A 22782-nucleotide genomic window follows, 5' to 3' on the forward strand; every position below is an offset into this window, starting at 1 on the left:
GAAACCTAAAATGACTGAACAGTTTCTTGTGATGATTGTGAAGGAATAGAAGAAGATTCGCGAGCATCGAAAACCTCTAAATCGAACCAGAAGGTACTTCCTAAGCCAATTTCGCTAACAACACAAATACGAGAGCGATGTCTTTCAATAATATTTCTCACAATTGAAAGCCCCAAGCCCGTTCCTTCGAGGGTATGAACGCGATTTTCCACCCGAAAAAAGCGATCGAAAATAGCAGAGCAATCTTCAGGATCGATTCCCGTTCCCGTATCGGAGACTTCAATGCGAACTTTGCGAATGCGATCGCCTTCTTCGCTAACAGGATCGAGATCGATTTGATAAGCGCGAACGATCACCTTTCCTCCCGACTCGGTAAATTTTAGAGCATTGCCGACGAGATTGGCTAAAACTTGCAAAATTAAATCGTAATGTCCTAAAACCGGGGGTAAATGAGTTTCAATTTGACAACTCATCTCAATTTTTTTATCTTTAGCATTGAGTTGATGACTGCGAAGTGTTTGTTCGATGGGGCGATCGATTTCAACGCTTTCTAAATTGTAAGTTTTGGAAGATTCCAAGCGCGATAAATCAAGAACGTCATTGACTAAACGGGTGAGGCGATCGGTTTCATGATTCGCCGTGTGTAAAAATTCTTGTCGTTCTGCTTCTGATAAATCTTCACCGTATTCATAAAGGGTTTCAATAAAGGATTTAATATTAAAAAGTGGGGTTCTGAGTTCGTGAGAAATATTACTAATAAATTGACTTTTAGCTTCATTTAATTCTGCTTCTCGGGTAATATCCTGTACCGTCATGGCAATGCCTTTAACATTTTCCCGCTCGCGATCGAAGACTTGCGTTAAGAGAATCCGAATCGTGCGTTCGGTCGGTTCAGAAATCGTGATGCGAAATTCATCTTTTTCTTTTGGGATTCCTTGCCCATGGCGATCGGGATTTGGAGTCAGATTTTCAATGAGATTGCTATGAGAATCGCGATCGCTAGAATTATGCTGTAGGGGTCGGGTTAATTGAGCGCTTACCGAGAGAGGTAATTCTTGTAAAATATTTTTCCCAATCGTTTCTTTTCCTTCCCAGCCAAAAATTCGCCGTGCTGTCGGATTGACCAAAATAATTTCTGCCTCATTATTGAGCAGCACTGCACCATCGGCAATCGTCGAAACGAGGGTTTCTAGTTTCGCTTTTTCTGCGGTTAATTCTTCAATATTTTGTTCTGCATAGCGTTCTAGACGCTCCGCCATTTCATTAAAGCTAAAAATCAATTCTCCCAGTTCTCCTTCCAAGGGAAGATCGATACGCTGCTTAAAATTTCCGGCTGCAATGTTTTTTACGCCCAGCAATAATTCTTTAATGGGCTTGGTAATCGTGAGCGCATTAAAGACAACACCCAATAAAACCATCGCCCAGATTGAAACAAACACCGCGATCGTCACATCTCGCGTTAAATGGGAGGAAGCGACAACTGTGGGATTGGGATTAATTCCCACGGCCAGCACTCCGAGATAGCGATCCTGATAATTAAGAGGAACAAAAACATCCGTGACTCCACCTCGAGGGGTGTTATGTTGGCGAGTCAGGGGAAATGTTGCATCTCGAGCGTAGTTATCGGGTAATTCAATATGACGTTTAATAGTCAGAGAATTTTGTACTTCTGCCGCACTATAAGGAATGCCAAAAAAAATTTCGCCACCGGAATCTGCATATAAAAGATAGCGAATGCTTGATGTTCCCCCATAAAAGCGACTGGAAAAACGAGCGACTTCCGTTAGATCGTCTTCCGCAATTAAAGGAGCAACATTATTGGCCAGCAAAAGCCCTAAATCTCGCCCGAAGCGAGTATCGTTCATACTCGCATCTTGCTGAATGGTATTGACCGCCCAGAACGTTAAACCGCTCATTAAGAGAGAGACAGCAAGAGTTGCTCCTGCCATGAGTCTAGTTTGCAGGGTAAATTCCGACCACCAACGACGGATAATTTCTCGAATTTGATTGAGGAGTGCCAGCAAGGTGATTCGCTCGAGACCGTTTTAGGGTTATTATAAGCAATTTTGGCATCTGGGGAAGACGGAAGAAATGGAGGAGAATTTATTTTTCATCCTTGTCCGCCCAAACATCTTCTGTTTCGGTCTCTGTCCTAGAAAGAACATTACTTTGAGCGGGTTCGGTTTTGGGGCGGACGCGATGGGCGATATCTCGACGGTAATAGATTCCCGGGAATTCAATGCACTCGATCGCTTGATAAGTGGTGGCGATCGCCTCGGTAAAATTTTCTCCGAGTGCCGTCACGCCTAAAACCCGTCCGCTATTGGTCACAATTCCCTCACTTTTCTTTTTAGTACCAGCATGGAAGACCAAGGCATCTAATTTTTCTGCGGTAGGAATGCCCGCGATCGCTTGGCCTTTTTGATAATTTTCGGGATATCCTTCTGCTGCTGCCACAACGCAGACTGCTTTCTCGGGTTTCCATTCCAAGGGAGGCAAATCTGCTAATTTTTGTTGAGCGCAGGCCATTAGGAGCTTCTCGAAAGGGGTTTCCAGCAACGGTAAAATAGCTTGAGTTTCGGGATCGCCGAAACGACAGTTAAACTCGAGAACCTTGGGGTCTCCTGTCGGAGAAATCATTAAACCCGCATATAAAACGCCGCGATAATCGATATCTTTGCGTTTTAAAGCCCCAATAATCGGACGAAACACTTGTTCTTCGATCCGAGCCATTAATTCAGGGCTGACGATGGGGGCGGGGGCATAAGCGCCCATCCCTCCCGTATTTAACCCCGTATCTCCTTCGCCGATGCGCTTGTGATCTTGGGCGGGGAGTAAAGTGCGAAAGGTAATCCCATCGGCGATTGCAAAAACGGAAACTTCTTCGCCGCTCAAAAATTCTTCGACTACGATTTTACGAAATCCCTTTTCCCACAGGATATCAACAGCAGTACGAGCTTCTTGAGGCGTTTGCGCGACGATAACCCCTTTTCCCGATGCGAGTCCGTCAGCTTTCACGACAATGGGTGCGCCTTGTTTTTGAATGTAGGTTTTTGCTTTTTCTGCATCGGTAAATACTTCTCCTTTCGCCGTAGGAATGCCAGCATCTTTCATTAAGGCTTTAGCCCAAGACTTACTCGACTCAATTTGCGCCCCCGCTTTAGTCGGTCCAAAAACGGGAATATTTTGCGCGAGGAGATAGTCTGCCAGACCCGCCGCGAGGGGAGCTTCCGGACCGATAACCACGAGAGAAGCGCCTTGTACCGCCGCAAAACGGGCGATTCCTTCAAAATCATCGATTCGCATTGGCATATTCTGGCATTTATCGAGAGATGCCGTGCCGCCATTGCCCGGAACGCAGATAACGCGGGTAATTTTGTCAGACTGAGCGAGTTTCCATGCGATGGCGTGTTCTCGACCGCCGTTACCAACTACCAAGACCTTCATTCCGGCTTTACTCCAAAACGTTAACTGTCGTCGGAGGACTAATTATAATTCATAAAGGTCGCGTCGCGTCCCGATTTCCTCAATTTTCTTCTCCTTGGTGCGATCGTAACTCTAGGATGACTAACGTTAGAATATACAAAGTAATAACTAACTTGGAAGAAGTATGTATGAGTTTTAATTTTCAGCAAACATATTCAATGGCAGCAAACCCAATTCCTCCTACATCGTGGGAAGATTATGAAAATCATATAATTCAAGACTATCAAGACTTGTTAAATGCTAATTCTGATGAGCAAACAATGCAGGATTTTTTTGAGAAAAATCCAAGTTTTATTCCGGGAGCATATGGACTACAAGATAAGACCAGCCATAATCCACTGCATTGTTGTTTATTTTCGCAGCCAAAATTATCTAGCTTATCCTCTAAAATACCGGATTTCATGTGGATAGCCAAAAATAGCGATTGGATAAATCCGATATTAATAGAAATTGAAGCACCAACAAAAAAGTTATTTAATAGAGATCATTCGATAAAACAAAGTTTTCATCAAGCGCATCAACAACTAATGGATTGGAAAGCATGGTTTAAGGATCCTGTTAAACAGCTTCAATTTAGAAAAGATTATAACATTGATATTCATCCATCATTTAGTGAAAGACAAATTAAGCCATATTTTATTTTGATTTATGGAAGAAGAGAAGAAACAAAAGACTCACCAATTAGAGTTGAAAGAAAAAGAGAACTAGCTCATTTGGACGAAATGATTATGTCTTATGATAGACTTAAACCGTCCTATGATAAGATTGATTATTTTTGCGGAAAAAGAACAGCAGATGGATATAAAATGATTTCCTTTCCCGAGTATCTATATTTATATCCAGATATCACAAAGGATATGTATCTATTTTCTAATAAAGAACAATCAATTCAACAAAACGAAAAAATATCTCAAGAAAGAAAAGATTTTTTGATAAAAAGACTGGAATATTGGATGGATTGGGTCAAATCAGGAGCAATAGGCATGATAAGATCGAGCGATCGAGAATAAATTTTTTCGGTACCAAAAAATGATAAGACAGTGGCGACAATATGCAGGGGGTTTGGGGGAGGCATCTCATCCTCCAATGGCGGTGCGACCCCACGTCGGCGAAAGACGCAAGGGAACGCGCACCGTTGGGGTCTGGGGGGCTAGTCCCCCAGAGAGATTTATGATTTTCAGCAAAAATCGAGTGACATTTTGACGTTATAAATTAACGCGATCGCAAGAAATTAAAGAGCTTTCGCAAAAAGTTTTGCGCCCCTTCATTCTTGGCAAATTTTTGTTTATTCAAGAGCAATCCGGTTTTGCTATTCACTTCTGAAAGCGTTGGATAAATGTGAATTCCCGTGAGAGATTTAACGGGCAGTTTATTCGCCATTGCCAGCACGACTTCATGAATTAATTCCCCGGCGGAAGGTCCGACAATATGCGCTCCTAAAATCTCCCCATTGGCACGGGTAATAATTTTGCCAAAGCCTTTCGTTGCATTTTCTGCTTGGGCGCGATCGACTCCGGCAAAGGGTTGTTGTAAGACAAAAACATCATCCCCATATCGCTCTCGTGCTTGCTGTTCTGTTAAACCCACTCGAGCGAGTTCGGGTTCGGTAAAGGTTGCCCAAGGAATAACGCGATAATTGGCCTTACTGGAGAACAGTTTCGTAATGGGAGAAAAGAGTGCATTCGTGACAGCAACGACTGCCTCATAGCCGGCAACGTGGGTGAATTGATAGCCGCCAATAACATCACCACAAGCTAAAATGCGCGGATTTGTCGTCCGTAAATCCAAGCCAACTTTAATGCCTTTTTTGTCGTATTGCACCCCCGCCGCTTCTAAGTTCAAACTATCGACATTAGGAATACGTCCCGCCGAAACTAAAATTTCATCGGCAATTATTTTCTCTCCTTCTCCATCTTTAGGACCTGCCCACAAGCATTTTTGGCCGTCAATAATTTCAACTTTCTTCGCTCTAGAATTCTTGAGGATGCGAATCCCTTCTGATTCTAATTGTTCTTGTACGATTGCTGCCGCTTCAGGGTCTTCTTTGGGCATGATTTGGTCGCGACTGGCAATCATTGTTACTTGAGATCCCAAACGATGGAAAGATTGTCCCAATTCGCAACCGATGGGACCGGCACCGATGACAATTAAAGAATCTGGACGTTCTTGTAAGGAAAAAACTTGTTCGTTGGTTAAAAAACCCGCTTCTTGTAATCCTTCAACAGGTGGGATCGCCGGACGAGAGCCAGTCGAAACGACAAACGATCGCGCTTTTAATTGCTGTCCGTTCACCTCAAAAGTTTGGCGATCGACAAACTGCCCCGATCCGAAAATTACCTCAACCCCCAAACTACGAAATCGTTCGGGAGAGTCGTGAGGTTCGATCGCCTTAATCACACTTTGTACGTATCCCGTCGCTTCCTCAAATTTAATTTTCGCGGGCTCGGTATAGATACCAAAGCGAGACCCGTGTTTGACTTCGTAGGCGACTCGGGCGGCGTGAATAAGGGATTTACTGGGAACGCAACCATACCAGAGACAATCTCCTCCGAGTTTTTCCTTCTCGACTAAAGCCACTTTCGCGTTCAGTTGGGCGGCGACACTTGCCACCACCAAACCGCCAGATCCTCCCCCGATAATGACGATATCGTAATCAACTGCCATCTTGCTATTTTCCTTTGCGATCGATTTTGCTTTTAGTTTAGTGGAATTGCGGCAATCGAGATGAGGAAGGGCTGAATGAGGCATGATAAAAGAAAGAAGACCAATATGGAAACAATCTCGCTAACTATTTTTGGGTTTAAATTTTGCTATACTCAAAAATCCAGAAAATCTATCAATTACATATTGTGTTTGTGCAAAATTGTCAACAAAAAGCAAATAAACTTGATTTTTCCCTGCGATCGAAATCATTTGCCAACAACTTTAAATTTGTAGATCTTTTTTCTGGAATCGGTGGATTTCGCTTAGCATTTGAACAAGCTGGCTATCAATGTGTTTATTCTTGCGAAATCGATCCCGCTTGTCAAGAAGTTTACTTTAAAAACTTTGGTGAAATTCCCGAAGCGGATATTACAAAGATAAAGATCGATAACTTACCCGATCATGATATTTTAACAGCCGGATTTCCCTGTCAACCTTTTAGTATCTGTATTATAATGGAAAAATTAGCGATCGCACTGTTAAAGAAGCTTTTTTAAATCTGGTTGATTTTGTGCAAAATAATGGCGATCGAGCAGAAATAGTTTTACAAATTCTTTTGCATCAAGTCAGGAAAGTTGTTGAAGCCAATAAAATTAAAATTATTCGGATTGATAATCCAGAAAAATTAGATATAAAAACTATTATTAGCTGTTTAGAAAACCATTTTAATTATAACCATAAAACTCACGGAGCTTCAAAACTTCCCGTTCTGGCTTTTTATGCACTTTATGAATTAATAATTGAAGAAGTTGGCCGATATGAAGAATGTATCCTAAAGCCATTAGGAAGTCACACAGCTTCCGATCGTACTTCTAAAAGCGCAGGAGATATTGAAATATGCAATCTCGATGGTGAGTTAATTGAAGCCATTGAAATCAAACATGGAAAAGCCATTGATTTGCAAATTATTCGTATTGCTCAAGATAAAATCATTAAATTTAACCCACAAAGATATTGTATTTATTCATCAGCAGATATTCAAGAATCGGAAAGAGAACAAATTGAAAATGAAATTGAAAAATTCCGCAAAGCTCATGGTTGTCAAATTATAATCAATGGAGTTCTACCAACTTTAAAATATTATTTGAGATTAGTTATGTCTTTACAAAAGTTTGTTGATGGATATTCCCAATTAGTTGAATTTGATAAAGAGCTACAAAAAATTCATAAAGAGCAATGGAATGAAATTTTAACTCTCACTCTGCAAAATCTAGAATAGTTAATAAAAAATACGTTCTCACTATCTCAATTTCTTACGAAAAAGAGCGCACTGAAGCACGCTCTTTTCATTCTATTTGCTTGGGTAAAAATCGGGCTTAAAACTCGATTTCTGCACCTTGGACTCGTTCGACTTGTTTCTTCTTCAAAACAAGGAAAGTTTGCGAAAGCGCAATACCTACAAAGAAGATTAACAACCAACCAATACGAACGGGATCTTGCAGGACGATTTCCGCATCTTCCTGACCAAAACCCCCAACATTCGGATTCAAAGTTAACGCTTCTCCAGCCGCGACTTCTTGACCTTCAGAAACGATAAATTCCGGACCCGGTGAAATCGTTTCCACAACAGATTCGCCGTCGGGAGTTTCAATCGTTACACTGTAATTAAACCCGTCAGGTTGACCAATTTCAGTAATAGTTCCCGCCACAGAAGCTGTAAACTCATTATTATTGGTTTTCATTCCCGTCGGATAAACCTGTCCGCGACCGCGATTTCCGCCTAAGTGAATGGGGAATTTCCCAAAGTTAACATCTTTATTGGTTTTGGGGTCAGGAGAAAGAATCGGGAAAGTGAGTTCTTGATATTGCTCTCCGGGCAAGGGACCGACAATATAAACATTATCTTGGTCTTCCCGATACTTTTGGAAATAAAGACTGCCGACTTTTTCTTGTAACTCTTCAGAAATACGCTCTGGAGGTGCAATGGTAAAGCCATCCGGTAACATTAAAACCGCACCGACATTCAAGCCGCCTTTCGACCCATCTCCCAAGACTTGCTGAGAATCTAAATCGTAGGGAATGCTAACTACTGCCTCAAATACCGTATCCGGTGTAACAGAGTGAGGAAGTTCGATTTCTACGGGTTTTTCCCCTAAGTGACAGTTGGCGCAAACAAGACGACCTGTTGCTTCACGAGGGGTTTCTGGTGCGGTTTCCTGTGCCCAAAACGGATAAGCTGCAGCCGTTTGGGGGGCGATCGCATCGCTGGTAAAAAAGATTGCAAGGGTAGCTAGGAGTAAGATCGCTGTTTTTAAGGTAACTTGCTTACTCGTTTGCCACAAATTTAAAAAAGGTGTTCTCATCTCGATCGCTAAAAACTTCAATTTCTGCTCGAATAAATATCAATCCTCAAGGACAATTAAGCCCACCAAGGATCTTCGTCGGTTCGGAAATCGGTTTCCGTCCAAGGGGTAAATTCTACTTTGTCATCTTCGGTCACGGTGGCGTGAGCCAAGGCGAGAGAAAGCGGTGCGGGGCCGCGAATCACTTTCCCTTCGGTGTTGTATTGCGAACCGTGACAGGGACATTTGAATTTATTCTCTGCCGTATTCCAAGGGACAACGCAACCCAAATGCGTGCAAATGGCGTTTAAGCCATAATCGCGCAAAGTATTATCTTCGCTGATAATCAAGTAGGTCGGATCGCCTTTTAAACCTTGAGTGAGATCGCGATCGCCGGGGATGGGATGGGCGGCCAAAAATTCGCTAGCCAGAACATCATTGCCTAAAGCATCTTTCGCCGTAACGCCACCGCCAGCACCGCCACTCGAAGGCGGAATAAAATATTTAACAATAGGATAGAGCGCTCCGAGCGCCGTTCCCGTAATCGTGCCAAAGGTCAGCAGGTTCATAAATTGCCGACGACCGATATCGGGTACATCTGAGGGGACGGAAGATTGTGCCATATCAAACTATGCCAGAATTTGTTTTTTGTTAAGAATTCTGAAGAAAATTTCAGAATTGCACGCAGTCCTGCTAAAGCAAGTCTGTTAAGACTTTTCAACCCTAAAAAAGTTTAGAAACGTTAACAGTCTGCTTTAAATTATTACAGAAAAGGGGTAATTGCAGGCTTCTACCCCGCGATCGTTCTCGGGATTAAGGAAAAAATTGGGAGAGTTATGACAGGAGAGGAACTCAGGGAATTATTACTGAAGAAATGGGGACGTTCTTACGATGTGCGTTTGCGGCAAACGAAGGGAACGATTTACGTGCAGGTGATGTGGAAATATTGGGAACAGCAGTCTTTTCCTCTAACGGAGGCGGAGTATTTGGCGCATTTACAAGGGGTGACGACTTATCTTAATGCTTGGGGAGGAGAGTCTCAGGTACGAGATTACCTCGAAAAAACAACGGAACGCCCGCGCTTGGGTAAAGCCGTCAGTATTCCCCTCGATCTGGGGGAAAGGGCTTCAGAATGGATTGTTGGTGATATTTAACGGTTTGTTATTGGTGCTTTGCTAAGGCGATCGGCGAGGCGAGTGGTTTCGGGGAGGCGATAGCGAGGGGCGCAGTGCAGGACGTAATCGATCGCTGTGGGTAAACTAATTTTATGACCGATGGAAATGTAGAGGGGTTTAACATTGGTTTGCGATCGCAAAACTGCCCCAATAATTTCCCCATTATCTCGCAAGGGTTGCCAACTGCCTCGCTCTGTGGGAACTTCCTCATGTTTGCCGATAAAGCGGGTTTTCGCGACTCCAATGGTGGGTAAGTCAAGTAAGACTCCTAAATGGCAAGCCAGCCCAAAACGTCGCGGATGGGCATATCCTTGACCATCGCAGAGAATGAGATCGGGCAGGGTGGCGAGTTTGTCTATTGCTTCGATCAGGGCGGGAATTTCACGAAAGGAAAGAAACCCCGGAATGTAGGGAAAGTTGGTGGGACGTTTAACCTCGGCGCGATCGATGAGTTGTAAATCGGGAAAATTTAAAACAACAACGGCGGCTTTGGTGGTGGAATCGTCTTTGTCAAAGGCTGCGTCAACTCCGGCAACATGGCGCACTTCCGTAAGGCGATCGCCTTTGATAACGCGATCGCGCAACTCTGCTTGTATTTGCTCTGCTTCTTCTTCTGTGGGCGACCAATTATGCTCGATCTGCAATTTCATTTCATTACTTGTTACTCGTTATTTCTGCATTGTAACGAGACATTTCTGGACTGCGATCGCCATAAACTCCGGTAATTTGCTGATGACAGCAATCAATGGCAAAATCGTTAAAGTCTTGGGGGGAGACTCCAAACATGGATTCAAAGGTGTCCGATCTCACGCGACAGAAGCGAGGGCGTTGTTCGTAAATACTGCATTCTCGAGTCTGGCGATCGAAATGGATGCACCAACCCTCTTCTCCTACCATGCTTAGATAGCGATCGAGATCCTCGGGCGAGAGATATTCTTCAAGTTCTGGACGATCCTCTGGCTCGAGATGACAGCAAGCACCGCACTGTTTTACGCACCGCCAAACTTTCATAATTGATTTCCTCGCGATCGCATGATAAAACCCAAGCCCTTTATTATAAACCTCAAATTTTCAACGAGATATCCCTAAATATAACGAATTATGTAGTTTTGTATCATTGATGAAAAGAGGTCGCCTTCCGGTTATGATATACAGTGAATTTTTGGTTTCTTTTCTCACATTGAGTTAACTAACAGCATAAAAAATATGAGCATCTTAACAGACATTTTAACAAATGTTAACTTTGAAGTGATTTTTCAGCTTTTGTTTGTCGGCTTGATTCTGATTTCAGGTCCTATCGTTATCTTTTTGTTGGCTCTCAACAAAGGCGATATGTAAAGCGATTTTCCTTAAAATCGTTGTCCTTGAAATCCTTCGTTCGAAATCAGTCCAAACTCATTCGATTGAAAAAGTCCTCTCTTATCTGAGAGGGCTTTTTTGATATTAGGTTTACTGGGTCAATAACGGGGAGTGCGATCGCGAATTGAATCGAGGATAAGAGAAAATGCAAAGCAATATTAAAACTTAAAGAACTTGTAATATTTTGCGGAAAATCCTTGTCATTCTCTGAAGATAATTATTATGTTGAAAACACGTTAATTTCGATTCAAACAAAATGAACGTTAAAGCATTTCTTCTGGCTTCCGTTATTGGCTTATCGGCTCCCGCGATCGCCAATATTGCGATCGCACCTCCAGCGATCGCTCAACCTGCTCCTCTTGGTACATTTGCCAATAGCGAATGGGCGGTAACAATTAGTTATTACAATAATGCTTATCATTATGTTGGTGCAAACAAACAAACAGGAGATTGGTTGGAGTTAAGCGGTGCTTCTGTGTCGGGAAATAACAATCGCGCTATTTATACATGGAATAATAGCGGTTATCGATATCAAGTCAGTTGGCAACCCAGCGATCAAAATGTTATTCGCTTGCAAGTTTATACCCCCAACGGACAACAAGTTTTAAATCAGTTGCTCTATCGAACGGATGGGTAAAAGATAACAGATAATTGTTAAAAATCAGGGTCATCTGCTAAAGTTTCGATTAATAAATCCATGCGTTCTTTGCCTCGATTCAAGAAAGTTTCGCATTGACGTAATTGTTTAACTGCAACTTCAAATTGATCGAATACCGCCTCAAGAGGTAACGCTCCCGACTCAATTTGTGCCGCGATCGCTTCAATTTCTGCGACGGCTTCCTCATAATTCCATTCTGATTTATTGGTCATTTGCTTCGAGAATTTCTGTAACTTTGACTTTGAGTTGTCCTGTTGCTAATTGTACGGTTAATTCTGTCTCGTCGTCTAAGTTTTGTGGGTGACGAATAATTTCTCCTTGCGGGTTTCTGAGAACGGCATAGCCGCGATCGAGGACAGCTTGCGGATCGAGGGCTGCCAGTTTTTCTCGTAGCAAATTTTGACGAGAAAAGGCTTTTTGTAACACTAAGGAGCGATCGGGAAAAACGTTTAAATATTGTTTGTATTGTTGCAGGCGATCGCTTTCCTCAGCAAACCTTCCTGCAATGGCATTTAAAAAGATTTCTCGGCACTGTTGTTGCTGTTTTTGTTCGAGAATCCATCGCTCTCGTATCGCCTCGAATAAACCCATTTTAGAGCGATACAGATCTGCTTGTAATTGCTGCGAGTCCGGGACGATCGCTTCTGCTGCTGCTGTAGGTGTATGGGCGCAAAAATCGGCAACCCGATCGGCAAGGGACTCATCTCGTTGATGTCCGATCCCGGTCACAACAGGACGGTCGCAAGCCGCGATCGCTCTCACGACTCGTTCATCATTAAAACAGCTTAAGTCCTCCGTCGCCCCACCCCCTCGCGCTAAAACAATTAATTCGGCGCGATCGTCTCTTTCCACCCGTTGTAAGGCTTTAACAATCGAAGGCGGCGCTAAATCCCCCTGTACGATCGCTGGGGACAACAGCACTTTTAGGCTCGGATAGCGCTGTTTGAGAGTGCGTTGAATATCCCCCCATGCGGCGGCGGTGGCAGAAGTAACAACGGCGATCGTTTGAGGATGGGCAGGTAAAGGACGCTTTCTCTCGAGGTCGAAAAGTCCTTCATCTTCGAGACGCGATCGCAGTTGCTTATATTGTAAGGCTTGCAGTCCTTCCCCCGCCGGCAACACTTGTACGACGTTGAGTTGGTACTCCCCTCGTTTGGGGTACAGCCGCAGACTTCCTAGGGCGACCACTTGCTCTCCCGGTGTTGGCGTTTGCACTAACTTGGTTCGCAATTTGCCCCAAACTACGCAACGAATAGAGGCATTGTTATTGCGATCGCCGAGAGTAAAAAATAAGCCACTTTGGTAATCTCGAGCGCTGGTCACTTCGCCGATCGTCCATATTTGTTGCAAATATTCGTCTTCTTCAAGAAGGTCTTTAATATAGTCGGTAAGTTCGGCAACGGAAAAAGCAGTATTGGTCAGCATAATAACTATTGAAAATCCAAAATTAGCATTAATCTAGTAAAAATACTTGTTGTCAATGTTTTGTGAATTATTGTCAACTGCGATCGTATCATTCCTCATACGGGATCGGGATGGTTGATGATCGTTGGTGTTTTAATTCATGACTATTATTTATTCAACCTTTACGTGAAAAATTAGATCTTGCATATCAAATGCAGGTGAGTTTGTATCGTTTGAACCAAGTTCCATTAAAATAACAAAGTCATTAATGCCGAGCTGAAGCGATCGTGATTCTCGATCGAGTAATGGGCTAAGTAAGGTTAAAATTTCCTCTTGTTCATCAAATGGAGGATTAAATTGACTAGAAATTTGTTCAGAAAGGCTGTCTCCTGCTTGAAGAAGCATAGAATTTTTGGAATTGGTATCAAAGGAATAACTCGGACATTCACTCGATAAATATTGAATAGTTTCAGTAGTCGCTTGGAATGAAAGTTTACCATGAGATTCTCCTAAGTTAATCTTATACACTTGCCCGACAGAAACAAATTGGGATAGATGAACAGATTGCCATATCTCCGAGTTTCCAGTTCGATAGTCTAGAGCAATTGATACGGGAAGTCCTTTTTCTCCACAGGTTAGCTCTGTTGCAATGATTTTTACAGATAGCTTCTTCTGTTGATTGGCAACGACCGTGCAGGAAGCAATACAAAAAGCCAGTATGATTATGAGGAGCTTTGAATTTTGTCTATTGGAATTGTATTTCATAATATTTTTTTGCTCTCTGACTAGAGCTACTGAACTTTTTTTTACTATCGTTATATAATATTTTCCAGATTGTTTGTCTTCTGAATTTAATATCTTTTTGCGATCGCAGCCTCAAATCAATAAAGTTTTTTCTGTTGTTAATTCCCCCTGTTTTATCTTGAGATGCCTCTGTCTCCTTTAGATCTACTGAAAATGAGCGCTCGATCGCTCTCTAGCAATCCTACTCGCTCTCTACTGACCACTTTAGGCACATTTATCGGCGTTGCGGCGGTGAATGCAACATTACAAGTGAGTAATATCAGTAAAGCGACCATTCAGAGCCAACTGGATAGCCAAGAAGCTCCACAAATTCGGACGGGACTGCACGGAAATACGATGTTAATGGAATCCGACACGAGATGGCTGCGATCGCGTTTATCGGGGGTGAGATCCATGAGTCGGAGAACTTTTTTTGATAGCGGACGGGTTAATGTGGGCGATCGCGAAACTTGGATTTGGTGCAGTGCAGTTTCTTTGAACTATTTGCAAACTTCAGGACGAGAAGTCACGCAGGGTAGATTTTTCGATCGAGATGATTTTCAGCAATTTCGTTCCGTAGCAGTCATCGATGAATCTCTGGCTGAAGCCTTATTCGCCGAGGAGAGTCCCATTAACAAAACAATTTTTCTGCAAAATATCCCCTATCGTATCGTCGGCACGATCGAAGCCAAACCCATTACCAATGATGGTGAAATTTGGCATACCATGCTCGTACCGCTCTCATTATATGCCGCTCGTCGGGGCATTGAAGAAGCTCGATCGCTGCACCTGCGCCCAGATCGATTAGAAACGATCGCAACACAGGAAACTGAAGTCAAGCAATTATTACAACAAAGATTTGCTCCCAAGGAAGCATGGTCTCGAAGTAACGTAGAAGACATTTTACGGCAGCAGGATGCCATGAAAATTACCGAGCGAGGACTCTTTGCTGTCGGCGCGATCGCTCTCTTAATTTCGGGGGTAGGGATTGCCAATATTACCATTGCCTCTACCCTCGAACGGACGCGAGAAATCGGGCTGAAACGCGCCCTCGGCGCAACTCCCCGAGAAATTCTTTGGCAATTCGTGCTCGAAGGTATTTTGGTAAGTTTAGTCGGTGGGATGAGCGCGATCGCCGTGGTGAATGTGGGAACTCGTTTGGTGGCGCGTCAATTTGACCTGCCCTATCGGTTTGATATGACCACGGCAGGGTTAACATTAGGGATGGCGATCGCCGTCGGAGTCGGAGCGAGCTATTTTCCCGCTCGCTATGCCAGTCGCTTAAACCCAATTTCCGCTTTACGAGATAAAGCCTAGACAATGAGCAATGAGAAATTATTAATTGTTTTATGCCAAAATCAATTGCTAGAGTTTAGATTGATGTGAGGTGAAAGAATTTATGACTCGCAAACCTAGATTGGGCCGATCTCGCTTCCCTTCTTTACGTTCTATCCTTGTCGCCGCCTTGCGAAATGGGAGTTCGACGCTTTTCGCTGTGATAGGAACTTTAGCAGCATTAGCGATCTCCAGCAGCGATCGGCAACAATCCGCCGCCGTCACCGAGCAGAATGGAGATCCTCTAACTTCTTTCTTTCAAACATCTTCACCCTCACAAGATTCCCAACTCGACACACCACTTCTTGAATCTATCCCCGATCGCAGCGATCCTAAATTGATTCTTCCCTCCCCCAAGCCTTCTGCTCCATTACCCAAGGAAAACAAAAAGGAAAAAGAGAAGAAAGAAGAAGACAGGAAAGGCGATCGGCCTCCTCGGTTTCGCCTCTTCCAATGGCCCGATCGCAATTCTCAGACCCCTCAAACCGCAATTTCTCCAACAGTTAAAGAACAGACAACCGCGATGCGATCGCGAGAAATCCCGACGACGGAACAACCTCCAACACATCAAAATCCTCAAATTATTCCGGCAGATAATAGAGAACAAGAAGTCCCTCAAAATCCAGAACCTTTAAAAGCAGAAACTGATACTATTCCTTTTGCGCTTGAGGATGTGGTTCATTTAACAGTTGCGAACAATACTGAGATTAAAAATGCCTATCTCGCTCGTATTGTCCAGAAAGCTGAATTAGCCAGCGCTCGGGCGGAATTTCGCCCCCAAGTTGAACCGATTTTAGCCGGTCGCTCGAACGGACAAGGAACGAATTGGGACATTTCCGACAGTCAAGCTCGCATTGAATTAGGAGCGGGAATTTCTTTATTAATGCCCACAGGAGGAAGGTTTCGCTTAGATTGGTTGAGTCAATTGCGATCGCTTTCTGATAGTCAAGCCAATGAAGATTCTTTACGTCAGCGAGTGAGCCTAAGATTTACCCAACCCCTCTTACGAGATGCCGGAGTTACGATTACCAAAAGTAATTTAGATATTGCCCAACTGCAAGAAGATATTAATCTCTTAAATTTACACGATACTCTCATTGAGGAAATTACGACCTCAATTCGAAGTTATCGAACTTTATTAACACAACAAGAACAAGTCAAGAATACTCATTCAGCCTTAGAAACAGCAAAACAACAGTTAGAACAACAACGAGCATTAGTCGAAGCCGGCAGAGAAGCGCGTTTTCGCTTATTGAGAAGTCAGCAAACAGTAACGAATTTTGCCGGGCAATTAATTGAGGCTCAAAACGCCGTTCAATCTTCTCGTTTAGCCTTGCTCAATCAACTGGGAATCGATCGCGATCTGAATATTGTTGCTGTCGAAGATGTTCGCCAAGAAACCGAAGAAATTCTCGAATTAGAGACCGAGAAAACTCGCCAAATTACTTTTTCTAACCAACCGAATTATTTAGCAGAATTACTGAAAATCCAAGTTTCTGAACTCAATATCTTGCAAGCTAATAACGATCGCCGTTGGAATTTGGATTTAGAAACCCAGTTTGATGAGGCCTTAACTCGTCAAGCTAACTTTTCTGCCGGACTGGTTTTACGGCGGAATTTAGGTAACCGCTTTCAAGATGAAGAAGCCTTTAAACGCGCAAAAATTTTATTACTTCAGAGCCAAAACGATCTCGCTCAACTCGAAGAAACTATTGATATCGAAATTAGCGATCGCCTCCGAGATATTAAAGTTCGATTTCAACAAATTCAATTGGCACAAGAAGCCGTAGAATTAGCAGAAGGTGAATTACAGGCTCAAGAAGCTCTCGTTAAAGCCGGGCGTAGCGATAATTTCCAACTACAACAAGCTCAACAAGATCTACTCGATGCTCGCAATGAAGAAATTCGCAAACGCATCGAATATCTTAATACTTTAACCGATTTACAACAAACTCAAGGAACAACATTAGAGAATTGGAATATTATTTTAGAAACAGAAAGATAAATTTGGTGGTTGGTTATTGGTTACGCAAATCTGATAAAATAATTAAGATAGTTAGACTAACTCAAGAATCCTCAACAAGTTTGAGATTTGAGTTTGTTTAAGTATGTTTTTTGCTTACACAAACATTGTTTGTGAGTTTTTTGTAAATACTTTTGTGTTCTTTGAGATACAAACAACCAATAATAAATTTATGAAAATCTGTTTGAATGTCTCCGAACCCGTTACCATTCCAGTAGAACAAGAATCTGTTCCTATTCAACACTATCTCCGTCAACCCCAACGCTTGGTTAACGCGATCGCCGATCCAAAATTGATGGAAATCTTGGGAAGCGATCGCTATCGTTTAAAAATGCGGCCTCTGAATCTTCTCGACCTCTATCACTTTCAGCCGATGGTCGTGCTTAAAGTTTGGTCGAGCAGCCGAGGCAGCGTTTATTTACAGTCGGAATCCTGTGAAATTCGCGGAATTAATTACATTAATACCCGCTTTTCTCTCAAAGTTAATGGGTTACTCACTCCGATTCAAAAAGCCGGGAAAACTTATCTCAAAGGAGAGGCTTTTGTTGAGGTGATTGTCGAGCTACCTCAAGTTTTCGCATTAACACCGAAAGCTCTCCTGGAAACCGCCGGCCAGAGTTTAGCAAAAAGCGTTTTAATGAGAATCAAACAACGCCTCCTCTCTCACCTTCTCGCAGATTATCATCAATGGGCAAAAGGAACAGAGCAAAACGCGCTTCGCGATCGCGAATCTTCCTCCCTCGTTTCTAATTCTTCATCCTTGGCTTAGTCATGTCTCAGGGACTTATTAACTCCGCACACAATTATCCCGCACACCAGCGTCCAATTTACCTCGATTGTCACGCAACAACCCCCGTTGACGAACGAGTTTTAGCAGCCATGTTACCTTATTTTACCGAGAGATTTGGCAACCCTTCCAGCATCAATCATGCCTATGGATGGGAAGCTGAAGCCGCCGTCAAACAAGCGAGAGAACTGATTGCGAATAGCATCAATGCAACCCCAGAAGAAATTATTTTTACCAGTGGTGCCACAGAAGCCAATAATTTAGCCATTAAAGGAATTGCTGAAACCTATTACACTCAAGGCCGACATATTATTACCGTTCAAACCGAACATCGCGCCGTCCTCGATCCCTGTCTCTATTTACAATCCCTTGGTTTTGCAATTACTTTTCTTCCCGTCGAAAAAGATGGCTTGTTGAATTTAGAAACCCTTGAAAAAGCCCTTCGTCCCGAAACAATTTTAGTCTCGGTCATGGCCGCCAATAATGAAATTGGCGTATTGCAACCTTTAGCAGAAATTGGGGCAATTTGTCGTAAACATGAAGTTTTATTTCATAGCGATGCCGCCCAAGCGATCGCAAAAATTCCCCTAGATGTCGAGAAAATGAATCTCGATCTGATGTCTTTGACCGCGCACAAAGCCTACGGACCCAAAGGCATCGGCGCATTATACGTCCGTCGCCGCAATCCGAGAGTGAAACTCGCCTCGCAAATCCAAGGCGGGGGACAAGAAAAAGGATTGCGATCGGGGACCCTCTATCCCCCACAAATCGTTGGATTTGGCAAAGCAGTAGAACTAGGACGAGCGGAAATGGCCACCGAAAGAGAGCGCGTGGGGAAATTGCGCGATCGCCTCTGGGAACAACTCGAGGAACTCGAGGGCATTCACCTCAACGGACATCGCGATCGCCGCCTTGTTGGAAATCTTAATATTAGTGTCGAAGGGGTCGATGGCTCAGCCTTACTCTTGAGCCTGCAACCCATTGCAGCCCTCTCCTCAGGTTCTGCCTGCACCAGTGTCAAAACCGCGCCATCCCACGTCCTCACTGCCTTGGGATATTCAGATTCCTTAGCGTATGCCTCCCTGCGCTTTGGCATCGGACGCTTTAACACCGAAACTGAAATCGACCGCGTTGCCGAAGCCACCTCGACCGCAATTCGTTCTCTGCGTCAAGCCAAATCGACCCCCGGGACAATCTCAACTCAGAAGCCTAACGCAAAACAAACGAACGAGGTATAATTGGATGAGAAAGAAATAGTCGGCATTGATAGAATCAAAATTCTAGAATCAAAATTCCCACCTATTAAACCTCATCAGTTTAAATTTTTGAGAAACAAGCAACAATCTTTCGCTTGTCTTACAATGAATGCGTGTATGAGGGAATATCGAAGGGAAAAAGTTACCAAATTCACTTGTTCTTGCCGCTAGACCGTTCTAGGGAGAGCAAGTTTAGGGAGAATACATCTAGAGACAACACGAACTCAAAAATATACCAGTTTGATGTTCGGGTGTAGCAATAGACTCAAGTTGTCACGGAAGAGGCTTCGAGTGCTAGAAGTCCAACCGAACCAAGGTTGAGCATTGAGCCAATCTCCAAACTATCCTTTTTCTCATTATCCCTTTCTCGGGGTCTCGCATTTTGGGTAGAATTTTCAATTCTTCTCTCATTTCAGCCTTGCTATTTCAGAAAATTTTTCTTAACCCCATAAAGCTTCTAGACAAAACGCGATCGCATCCAAAGGCGACATCGCTTTCAGAGCAGGATTACAAAATCCAACGATCGCGCATGGATGCTTTCACCGAATCAATAGAGTATTGAGGAAATTGCATGCCCAAGCAGATTATTATTGCCGAACAACATCAGATCGCTGCCATTTTTTCTGAAGATCGAGTTCAAGAATTTGTTGTCTCTACAGGAACCCAACAAGTCGGAGATATCTACGTCGGCACCGTAGAAAACGTCATTCCTGGAATTGATGCAGCCTTTGTCAACATTGGCGATGCCGAGCGCAACGGGTTCATGCACGTCACGGATCTCGGTCCCTTGCGGTTGCGCCGCAGTGCGGGAGCCATTACCGAACTGCTCACTCCCAACCAAAAGGTTCTCGTCCAAGTCATGAAAGAGCCAACGGGGAATAAAGGTCCCCGGCTGACGGGAAATATTACCCTCCCCGGACGCTATTTGGTCTTAATGCCCTACGGACGCGGAGTAAATTTATCCCGTCGCATCAAAAACGAAACTGAGCGATCGCGCCTGAGAGCCTTGGCCATTTTGGTCAAACCAGCGGGAATGGGGCTGCTGGTCCGAACGGAAGCGGAAGGGAAAGACGAAGAAGCCATTATCGAGGATTTAGAGTACCTCAAAAAACAATGGGAAGACATCCAACAACAGGCTAACATCACCCGACCGCCCGCTTTACTCAATCGCGATGATGACTTTATTCAGCGCGTCTTGCGGGATATTTATAGCGCTGATGTCAATCGGATCGTGGTGGACTCGAGCGAGGGAGTCAAACGAGTCAAACAGCATTTAAAAGGCTGGAGCGGCGGACGATCGCCCGAAGGCGTGCTGATCGACCATCATCGCGATCGTCAGCCGATTCTCGAATTTTTCCGCGTTAACGCAGCCATTCTTGAAGCCCTCAAGCCTCGGGTCGATCTGCCTTCTGGTGGGTATGTCATCATCGAACCTACAGAAGCCCTAACAGTGATTGATGTCAACTCCGGCTCCTTTACCCGCTCGGCGACCGCTCGAGAAACGGTCTTGTGGACCAATAACGAAGCCGCCACGGAAATTGCCCGCCAACTGCGCCTGCGGAATATCGGCGGCGTGATCGTGGTCGATTTTATCGACATGGACTCTCGCCGAGATCAGCTTGACTTATTGGAAACCTTCAATGAGTCCTTAAGCGGAGATAAAGCTCGCCCGCAAATTGCCCAGCTTTCAGAATTGGGCTTAGTCGAATTGACCCGCAAACGCCAAGGCCAAAATATTTACGAACTCTTTGGCAAAGAATGCCCCACTTGTGGCGGTTTGGGCCATATCGCCAATTTACCCAGCACGGACAATGAGAGCGAACCGGCGATCGAAAAGAGTCCCCCAGTTATTGCCCCTCCTGCTCCCAAAATCCCCGAAAAACGAGAGGAGGAAATGGAAGCACTCTTAGATATCGGCATTGAAGACAATCCCCAAGAACTCGATCTACTGCATCATCCCAGCTATCAGGATCAAAATTTAACGGGAAATCGCCGCCGCCGTCGTCGTCGAGTGGGAGAGATGGAATCTCCGAGCAAAGGAACGAAAGTTCGGCTCAACGGAGGCAATGCTCGCAATGGAGAAAATGAGGAAGAACCTGCCTCAGACACAGAAACCCTCGATCGCTACGATCGGCGTATCTCTCGACGAGATACCCCTCCCGAGAAAGTATCTATTGAGATGACGACTCTCGAACAAGATGTCTATGCGTTAATGGGAATTTCTCCTTTAGTGCGCGTGGATCGAGAGGTGAAAGATCCGCGTTCAGTCGTACTGTCAATTAGCGAACCCGAATCTTCTGAGGAAAATTGGGAGTCTGAAGAGGAGGAGTTCAAAATTGAAGTTGCAGCCATCGATACCCGAGAAGAGGTAGACGAGAAGCTCGAAGAGATCGAGGAAGTCACCGATACCCAAGAGGAAACCGACAATGAAGAATCGGAGAATCGACCTTCTTTAATTCGCCGTCGCCGTCGCCGTTCGTCCGCTCAGTAAATCGATTCAATGTCAAGTCGCGACCCCGTCCCCGAATTTGAACGCTCCTATCTCCCCGAAAATGCGAATCTGCAAATGTTTGTGGCGGGAGTGGATGAAGTGGGACGGGGTGCTTTATTCGGTCCGGTCGTCGCGGCTGCGGTTTGTCTGCCTCTGGGTCGATGCCAGCAATTACAAGGCCTTGGCGTTCGCGATAGCAAGCAGCTTTCGCCCCGAAAACGCACTGAATTGGCTCGAGAAATTCCCGCGATCGCAACAGACGTTCGCATCGGTTACGCCACAGTTCGGGAAATCGATCGCCTGAATATTTTGCAGGCTTCTTTATTGGCCATGAAACGGGCTGTTTTAAAGTTAGAAGCAATGCCGGAATTTTGCGCGATCGATGGTAAATTTCCCATTCCCGAGCTGGCGATTCCTCAAAAAACGATTATTGGCGGCGATCGCCAATCCCCTCTGATCGCAGCGGCAAGTATTATGGCGAAGGTTTGGCGAGACGAATTGATCGTGCGTTGGGCGCAAAAATATCCCCATTACGATCTCGCTGCGAACAAGGGATACGGCACAAAACGCCATCGTCAAGCGATCGAACAACAGGGGATTTCTTCCCAACATCGCAGTTCTTTTAAGCTGGGAAATACGAAATAACTGCAAAACAACAAAAGATGAGATAGTTTGATAGGTTTACTTTGTAATTTCAAGTAGTTGAGCTAAAAACTTCTTTTCTTCCATCAACAAGCTAATTGGGTGTCGCTCATTTTTTGCATTTGGATATATCTCATGATGCCAATCATCCCAGATTTTAGTAGCTTGATTCATGAATTCACTTGAAACTTTTTCTGTATTTTCAGATAATTCTAGTTTCAAAAAATTAAGAATATTATTAATAATTTTATTGTTTATATAATTTTGATTTTTTTCAATTTCTTCTAGTTCTCTATGGCTGAACTCTACTTTGAAATCTGCTTTAAAATTTTTAAATTCTTCATCATTTAACTGAAAGCCAACGAATAACATTGCAATTGCTGATAATGCTCTTACAA

General features: G+C 44.0%; 24 protein-coding genes. 13 read left to right on the forward strand and 11 right to left on the reverse strand.

Translation table 11 applies throughout. From position 1 onward, the window contains the following. Window positions 1–5 precede the first annotated feature (5 nt). Entirely contained in the window at window positions 6–2024 is a 2019-nt protein-coding gene (gene nblS, locus AC6RV6_RS08445; RefSeq protein ID WP_500240388.1) for a two-component system sensor histidine kinase NblS, read from the reverse strand. A gap of 79 nt (window positions 2025–2103) precedes the next feature. Then, window positions 2104–3447 (reverse strand): phosphoribosylamine--glycine ligase, encoded by a 1344-nt coding sequence (gene purD / locus AC6RV6_RS08450; protein ID WP_500240389.1) that lies wholly within the window; start codon window positions 3445–3447, stop codon window positions 2104–2106. Window positions 3448–3644: 197 nt separating this feature from the next. On the opposite strand from purD, the gene AC6RV6_RS08455 reads away from it, so the two are divergent. Beyond that, entirely contained in the window at window positions 3645–4496 is an 852-nt protein-coding gene (locus AC6RV6_RS08455; protein ID WP_500240390.1) for a Shedu anti-phage system protein SduA domain-containing protein, read from the forward strand. Between the two features lie 19 nt (window positions 4497–4515). Beyond that, a complete protein-coding gene (locus AC6RV6_RS08460; RefSeq protein WP_500240392.1) occupies window positions 4516–4689 on the forward strand; it encodes a hypothetical protein in 174 nt (57 codons plus the stop codon). A gap of 9 nt (window positions 4690–4698) precedes the next feature. On the opposite strand, the gene AC6RV6_RS08465 is transcribed toward AC6RV6_RS08460, so the two are convergent. Further along, a complete protein-coding gene (locus AC6RV6_RS08465; RefSeq protein WP_500240394.1) occupies window positions 4699–6150 on the reverse strand; it encodes a dihydrolipoyl dehydrogenase family protein in 1452 nt (483 codons plus the stop codon). A 143-nt stretch (window positions 6151–6293) separates the two neighbouring features. Between AC6RV6_RS08465 and AC6RV6_RS08470 the strand changes: the two genes are divergently transcribed. Together AC6RV6_RS08470 and AC6RV6_RS08475 are read left to right on the forward strand one after the other, a co-directional pair. Continuing rightward, window positions 6294–6686, forward strand: a complete 393-nt coding sequence (locus tag AC6RV6_RS08470) for a DNA cytosine methyltransferase (protein WP_500240395.1) — start codon at window positions 6294–6296, stop codon at window positions 6684–6686. 14 nt (window positions 6687–6700) lie between these two features. Next, entirely contained in the window at window positions 6701–7408 is a 708-nt protein-coding gene (locus tag AC6RV6_RS08475; protein WP_500240397.1) for a hypothetical protein, read from the forward strand. 97 nt (window positions 7409–7505) lie between these two features. On the opposite strand, the gene petA is transcribed toward AC6RV6_RS08475, so the two are convergent. Further along, window positions 7506–8492, reverse strand: coding sequence for a cytochrome f (petA, locus tag AC6RV6_RS08480; protein ID WP_500240398.1), 987 nt, complete (start codon window positions 8490–8492; stop codon window positions 7506–7508). A 56-nt stretch (window positions 8493–8548) separates the two neighbouring features. Beyond that, on the reverse strand, window positions 8549–9094 hold the full coding sequence (petC, locus tag AC6RV6_RS08485; protein ID WP_500240399.1) for a cytochrome b6-f complex iron-sulfur subunit: 546 nt from the start codon (window positions 9092–9094) through the stop codon (window positions 8549–8551). A gap of 213 nt (window positions 9095–9307) precedes the next feature. Here petC and AC6RV6_RS08490 point away from each other — a divergent pair, with 213 nt between their 5' ends. Continuing rightward, window positions 9308–9625, forward strand: a complete 318-nt coding sequence (locus AC6RV6_RS08490) for a DUF3067 family protein (RefSeq protein ID WP_500240401.1) — start codon at window positions 9308–9310, stop codon at window positions 9623–9625. On the opposite strand, the gene nfi is transcribed toward AC6RV6_RS08490, so the two are convergent. Further along, complete coding sequence (nfi, locus tag AC6RV6_RS08495) at window positions 9622–10296, reverse strand: deoxyribonuclease V (RefSeq protein WP_500240404.1); 675 nt, start codon at window positions 10294–10296, stop codon at window positions 9622–9624. The genes AC6RV6_RS08490 and nfi overlap by 4 nt on opposite strands. Window positions 10297–10300: 4 nt before the next feature. Next, a complete protein-coding gene (locus tag AC6RV6_RS08500; RefSeq protein WP_500240405.1) occupies window positions 10301–10657 on the reverse strand; it encodes a YkgJ family cysteine cluster protein in 357 nt (118 codons plus the stop codon). 195 nt (window positions 10658–10852) lie between these two features. Between AC6RV6_RS08500 and psb30 the strand changes: the two genes are divergently transcribed. Both psb30 and AC6RV6_RS08510 read left to right on the forward strand, forming a co-directional pair. Next, entirely contained in the window at window positions 10853–10984 is a 132-nt protein-coding gene (gene psb30 / locus AC6RV6_RS08505; RefSeq protein ID WP_500240406.1) for a photosystem II reaction center protein Ycf12/Psb30, read from the forward strand. Window positions 10985–11261: 277 nt separating this feature from the next. Then, entirely contained in the window at window positions 11262–11642 is a 381-nt protein-coding gene (locus AC6RV6_RS08510; protein WP_500240407.1) for a hypothetical protein, read from the forward strand. A gap of 17 nt (window positions 11643–11659) precedes the next feature. On the opposite strand, the gene xseB is transcribed toward AC6RV6_RS08510, so the two are convergent. The 3 genes from xseB to AC6RV6_RS08525 form a co-directional block, all read right to left on the reverse strand. After that, the gene (gene xseB, locus AC6RV6_RS08515) at window positions 11660–11875 is read right to left on the reverse strand and encodes an exodeoxyribonuclease VII small subunit (protein WP_500240408.1); all 216 of its coding nucleotides are present in this window, start codon (window positions 11873–11875) and stop codon (window positions 11660–11662) included. After that, window positions 11865–13088, reverse strand: a complete 1224-nt coding sequence (gene xseA, locus AC6RV6_RS08520) for an exodeoxyribonuclease VII large subunit (RefSeq protein WP_500240409.1) — start codon at window positions 13086–13088, stop codon at window positions 11865–11867. The genes xseB and xseA overlap by 11 nt, the downstream gene beginning before the upstream one ends. 150 nt (window positions 13089–13238) lie before the next feature. Next, the gene (locus AC6RV6_RS08525; protein ID WP_500240410.1) at window positions 13239–13832 is read right to left on the reverse strand and encodes a hypothetical protein; all 594 of its coding nucleotides are present in this window, start codon (window positions 13830–13832) and stop codon (window positions 13239–13241) included. Between the two features lie 162 nt (window positions 13833–13994). Between AC6RV6_RS08525 and AC6RV6_RS08530 the strand changes: the two genes are divergently transcribed. The 6 genes from AC6RV6_RS08530 (at window position 13995) to AC6RV6_RS08555 (ending at window position 22387) form a co-directional block, all read left to right on the forward strand. Further along, window positions 13995–15167, forward strand: a complete 1173-nt coding sequence (locus AC6RV6_RS08530) for an ABC transporter permease (RefSeq protein ID WP_500240411.1) — start codon at window positions 13995–13997, stop codon at window positions 15165–15167. A gap of 82 nt (window positions 15168–15249) precedes the next feature. Continuing rightward, window positions 15250–17190 (forward strand): TolC family protein, encoded by a 1941-nt coding sequence (locus AC6RV6_RS08535; protein ID WP_500240412.1) that lies wholly within the window; start codon window positions 15250–15252, stop codon window positions 17188–17190. Between the two features lie 190 nt (window positions 17191–17380). Further along, on the forward strand, window positions 17381–17977 hold the full coding sequence (locus AC6RV6_RS08540; RefSeq protein ID WP_500240413.1) for a DUF1997 domain-containing protein: 597 nt from the start codon (window positions 17381–17383) through the stop codon (window positions 17975–17977). A 2-nt stretch (window positions 17978–17979) separates the two neighbouring features. Then, complete coding sequence (locus tag AC6RV6_RS08545) at window positions 17980–19233, forward strand: cysteine desulfurase family protein (protein ID WP_500240414.1); 1254 nt, start codon at window positions 17980–17982, stop codon at window positions 19231–19233. Between the two features lie 589 nt (window positions 19234–19822). Then, a complete protein-coding gene (rne, locus tag AC6RV6_RS08550; RefSeq protein WP_500240415.1) occupies window positions 19823–21742 on the forward strand; it encodes a ribonuclease E in 1920 nt (639 codons plus the stop codon). 9 nt (window positions 21743–21751) lie between these two features. Further along, the gene (locus AC6RV6_RS08555; RefSeq protein ID WP_500240416.1) at window positions 21752–22387 is read left to right on the forward strand and encodes a ribonuclease HII; all 636 of its coding nucleotides are present in this window, start codon (window positions 21752–21754) and stop codon (window positions 22385–22387) included. 36 nt (window positions 22388–22423) lie between these two features. On the opposite strand, the gene AC6RV6_RS08560 is transcribed toward AC6RV6_RS08555, so the two are convergent. Further along, on the reverse strand, window positions 22424–22782 hold a 359-nt coding region (locus AC6RV6_RS08560; RefSeq protein ID WP_500240417.1), incomplete at its 5' end, for a hypothetical protein.

This window comes from Spirulina sp. LEGE 11439, from assembly GCF_059821285.1.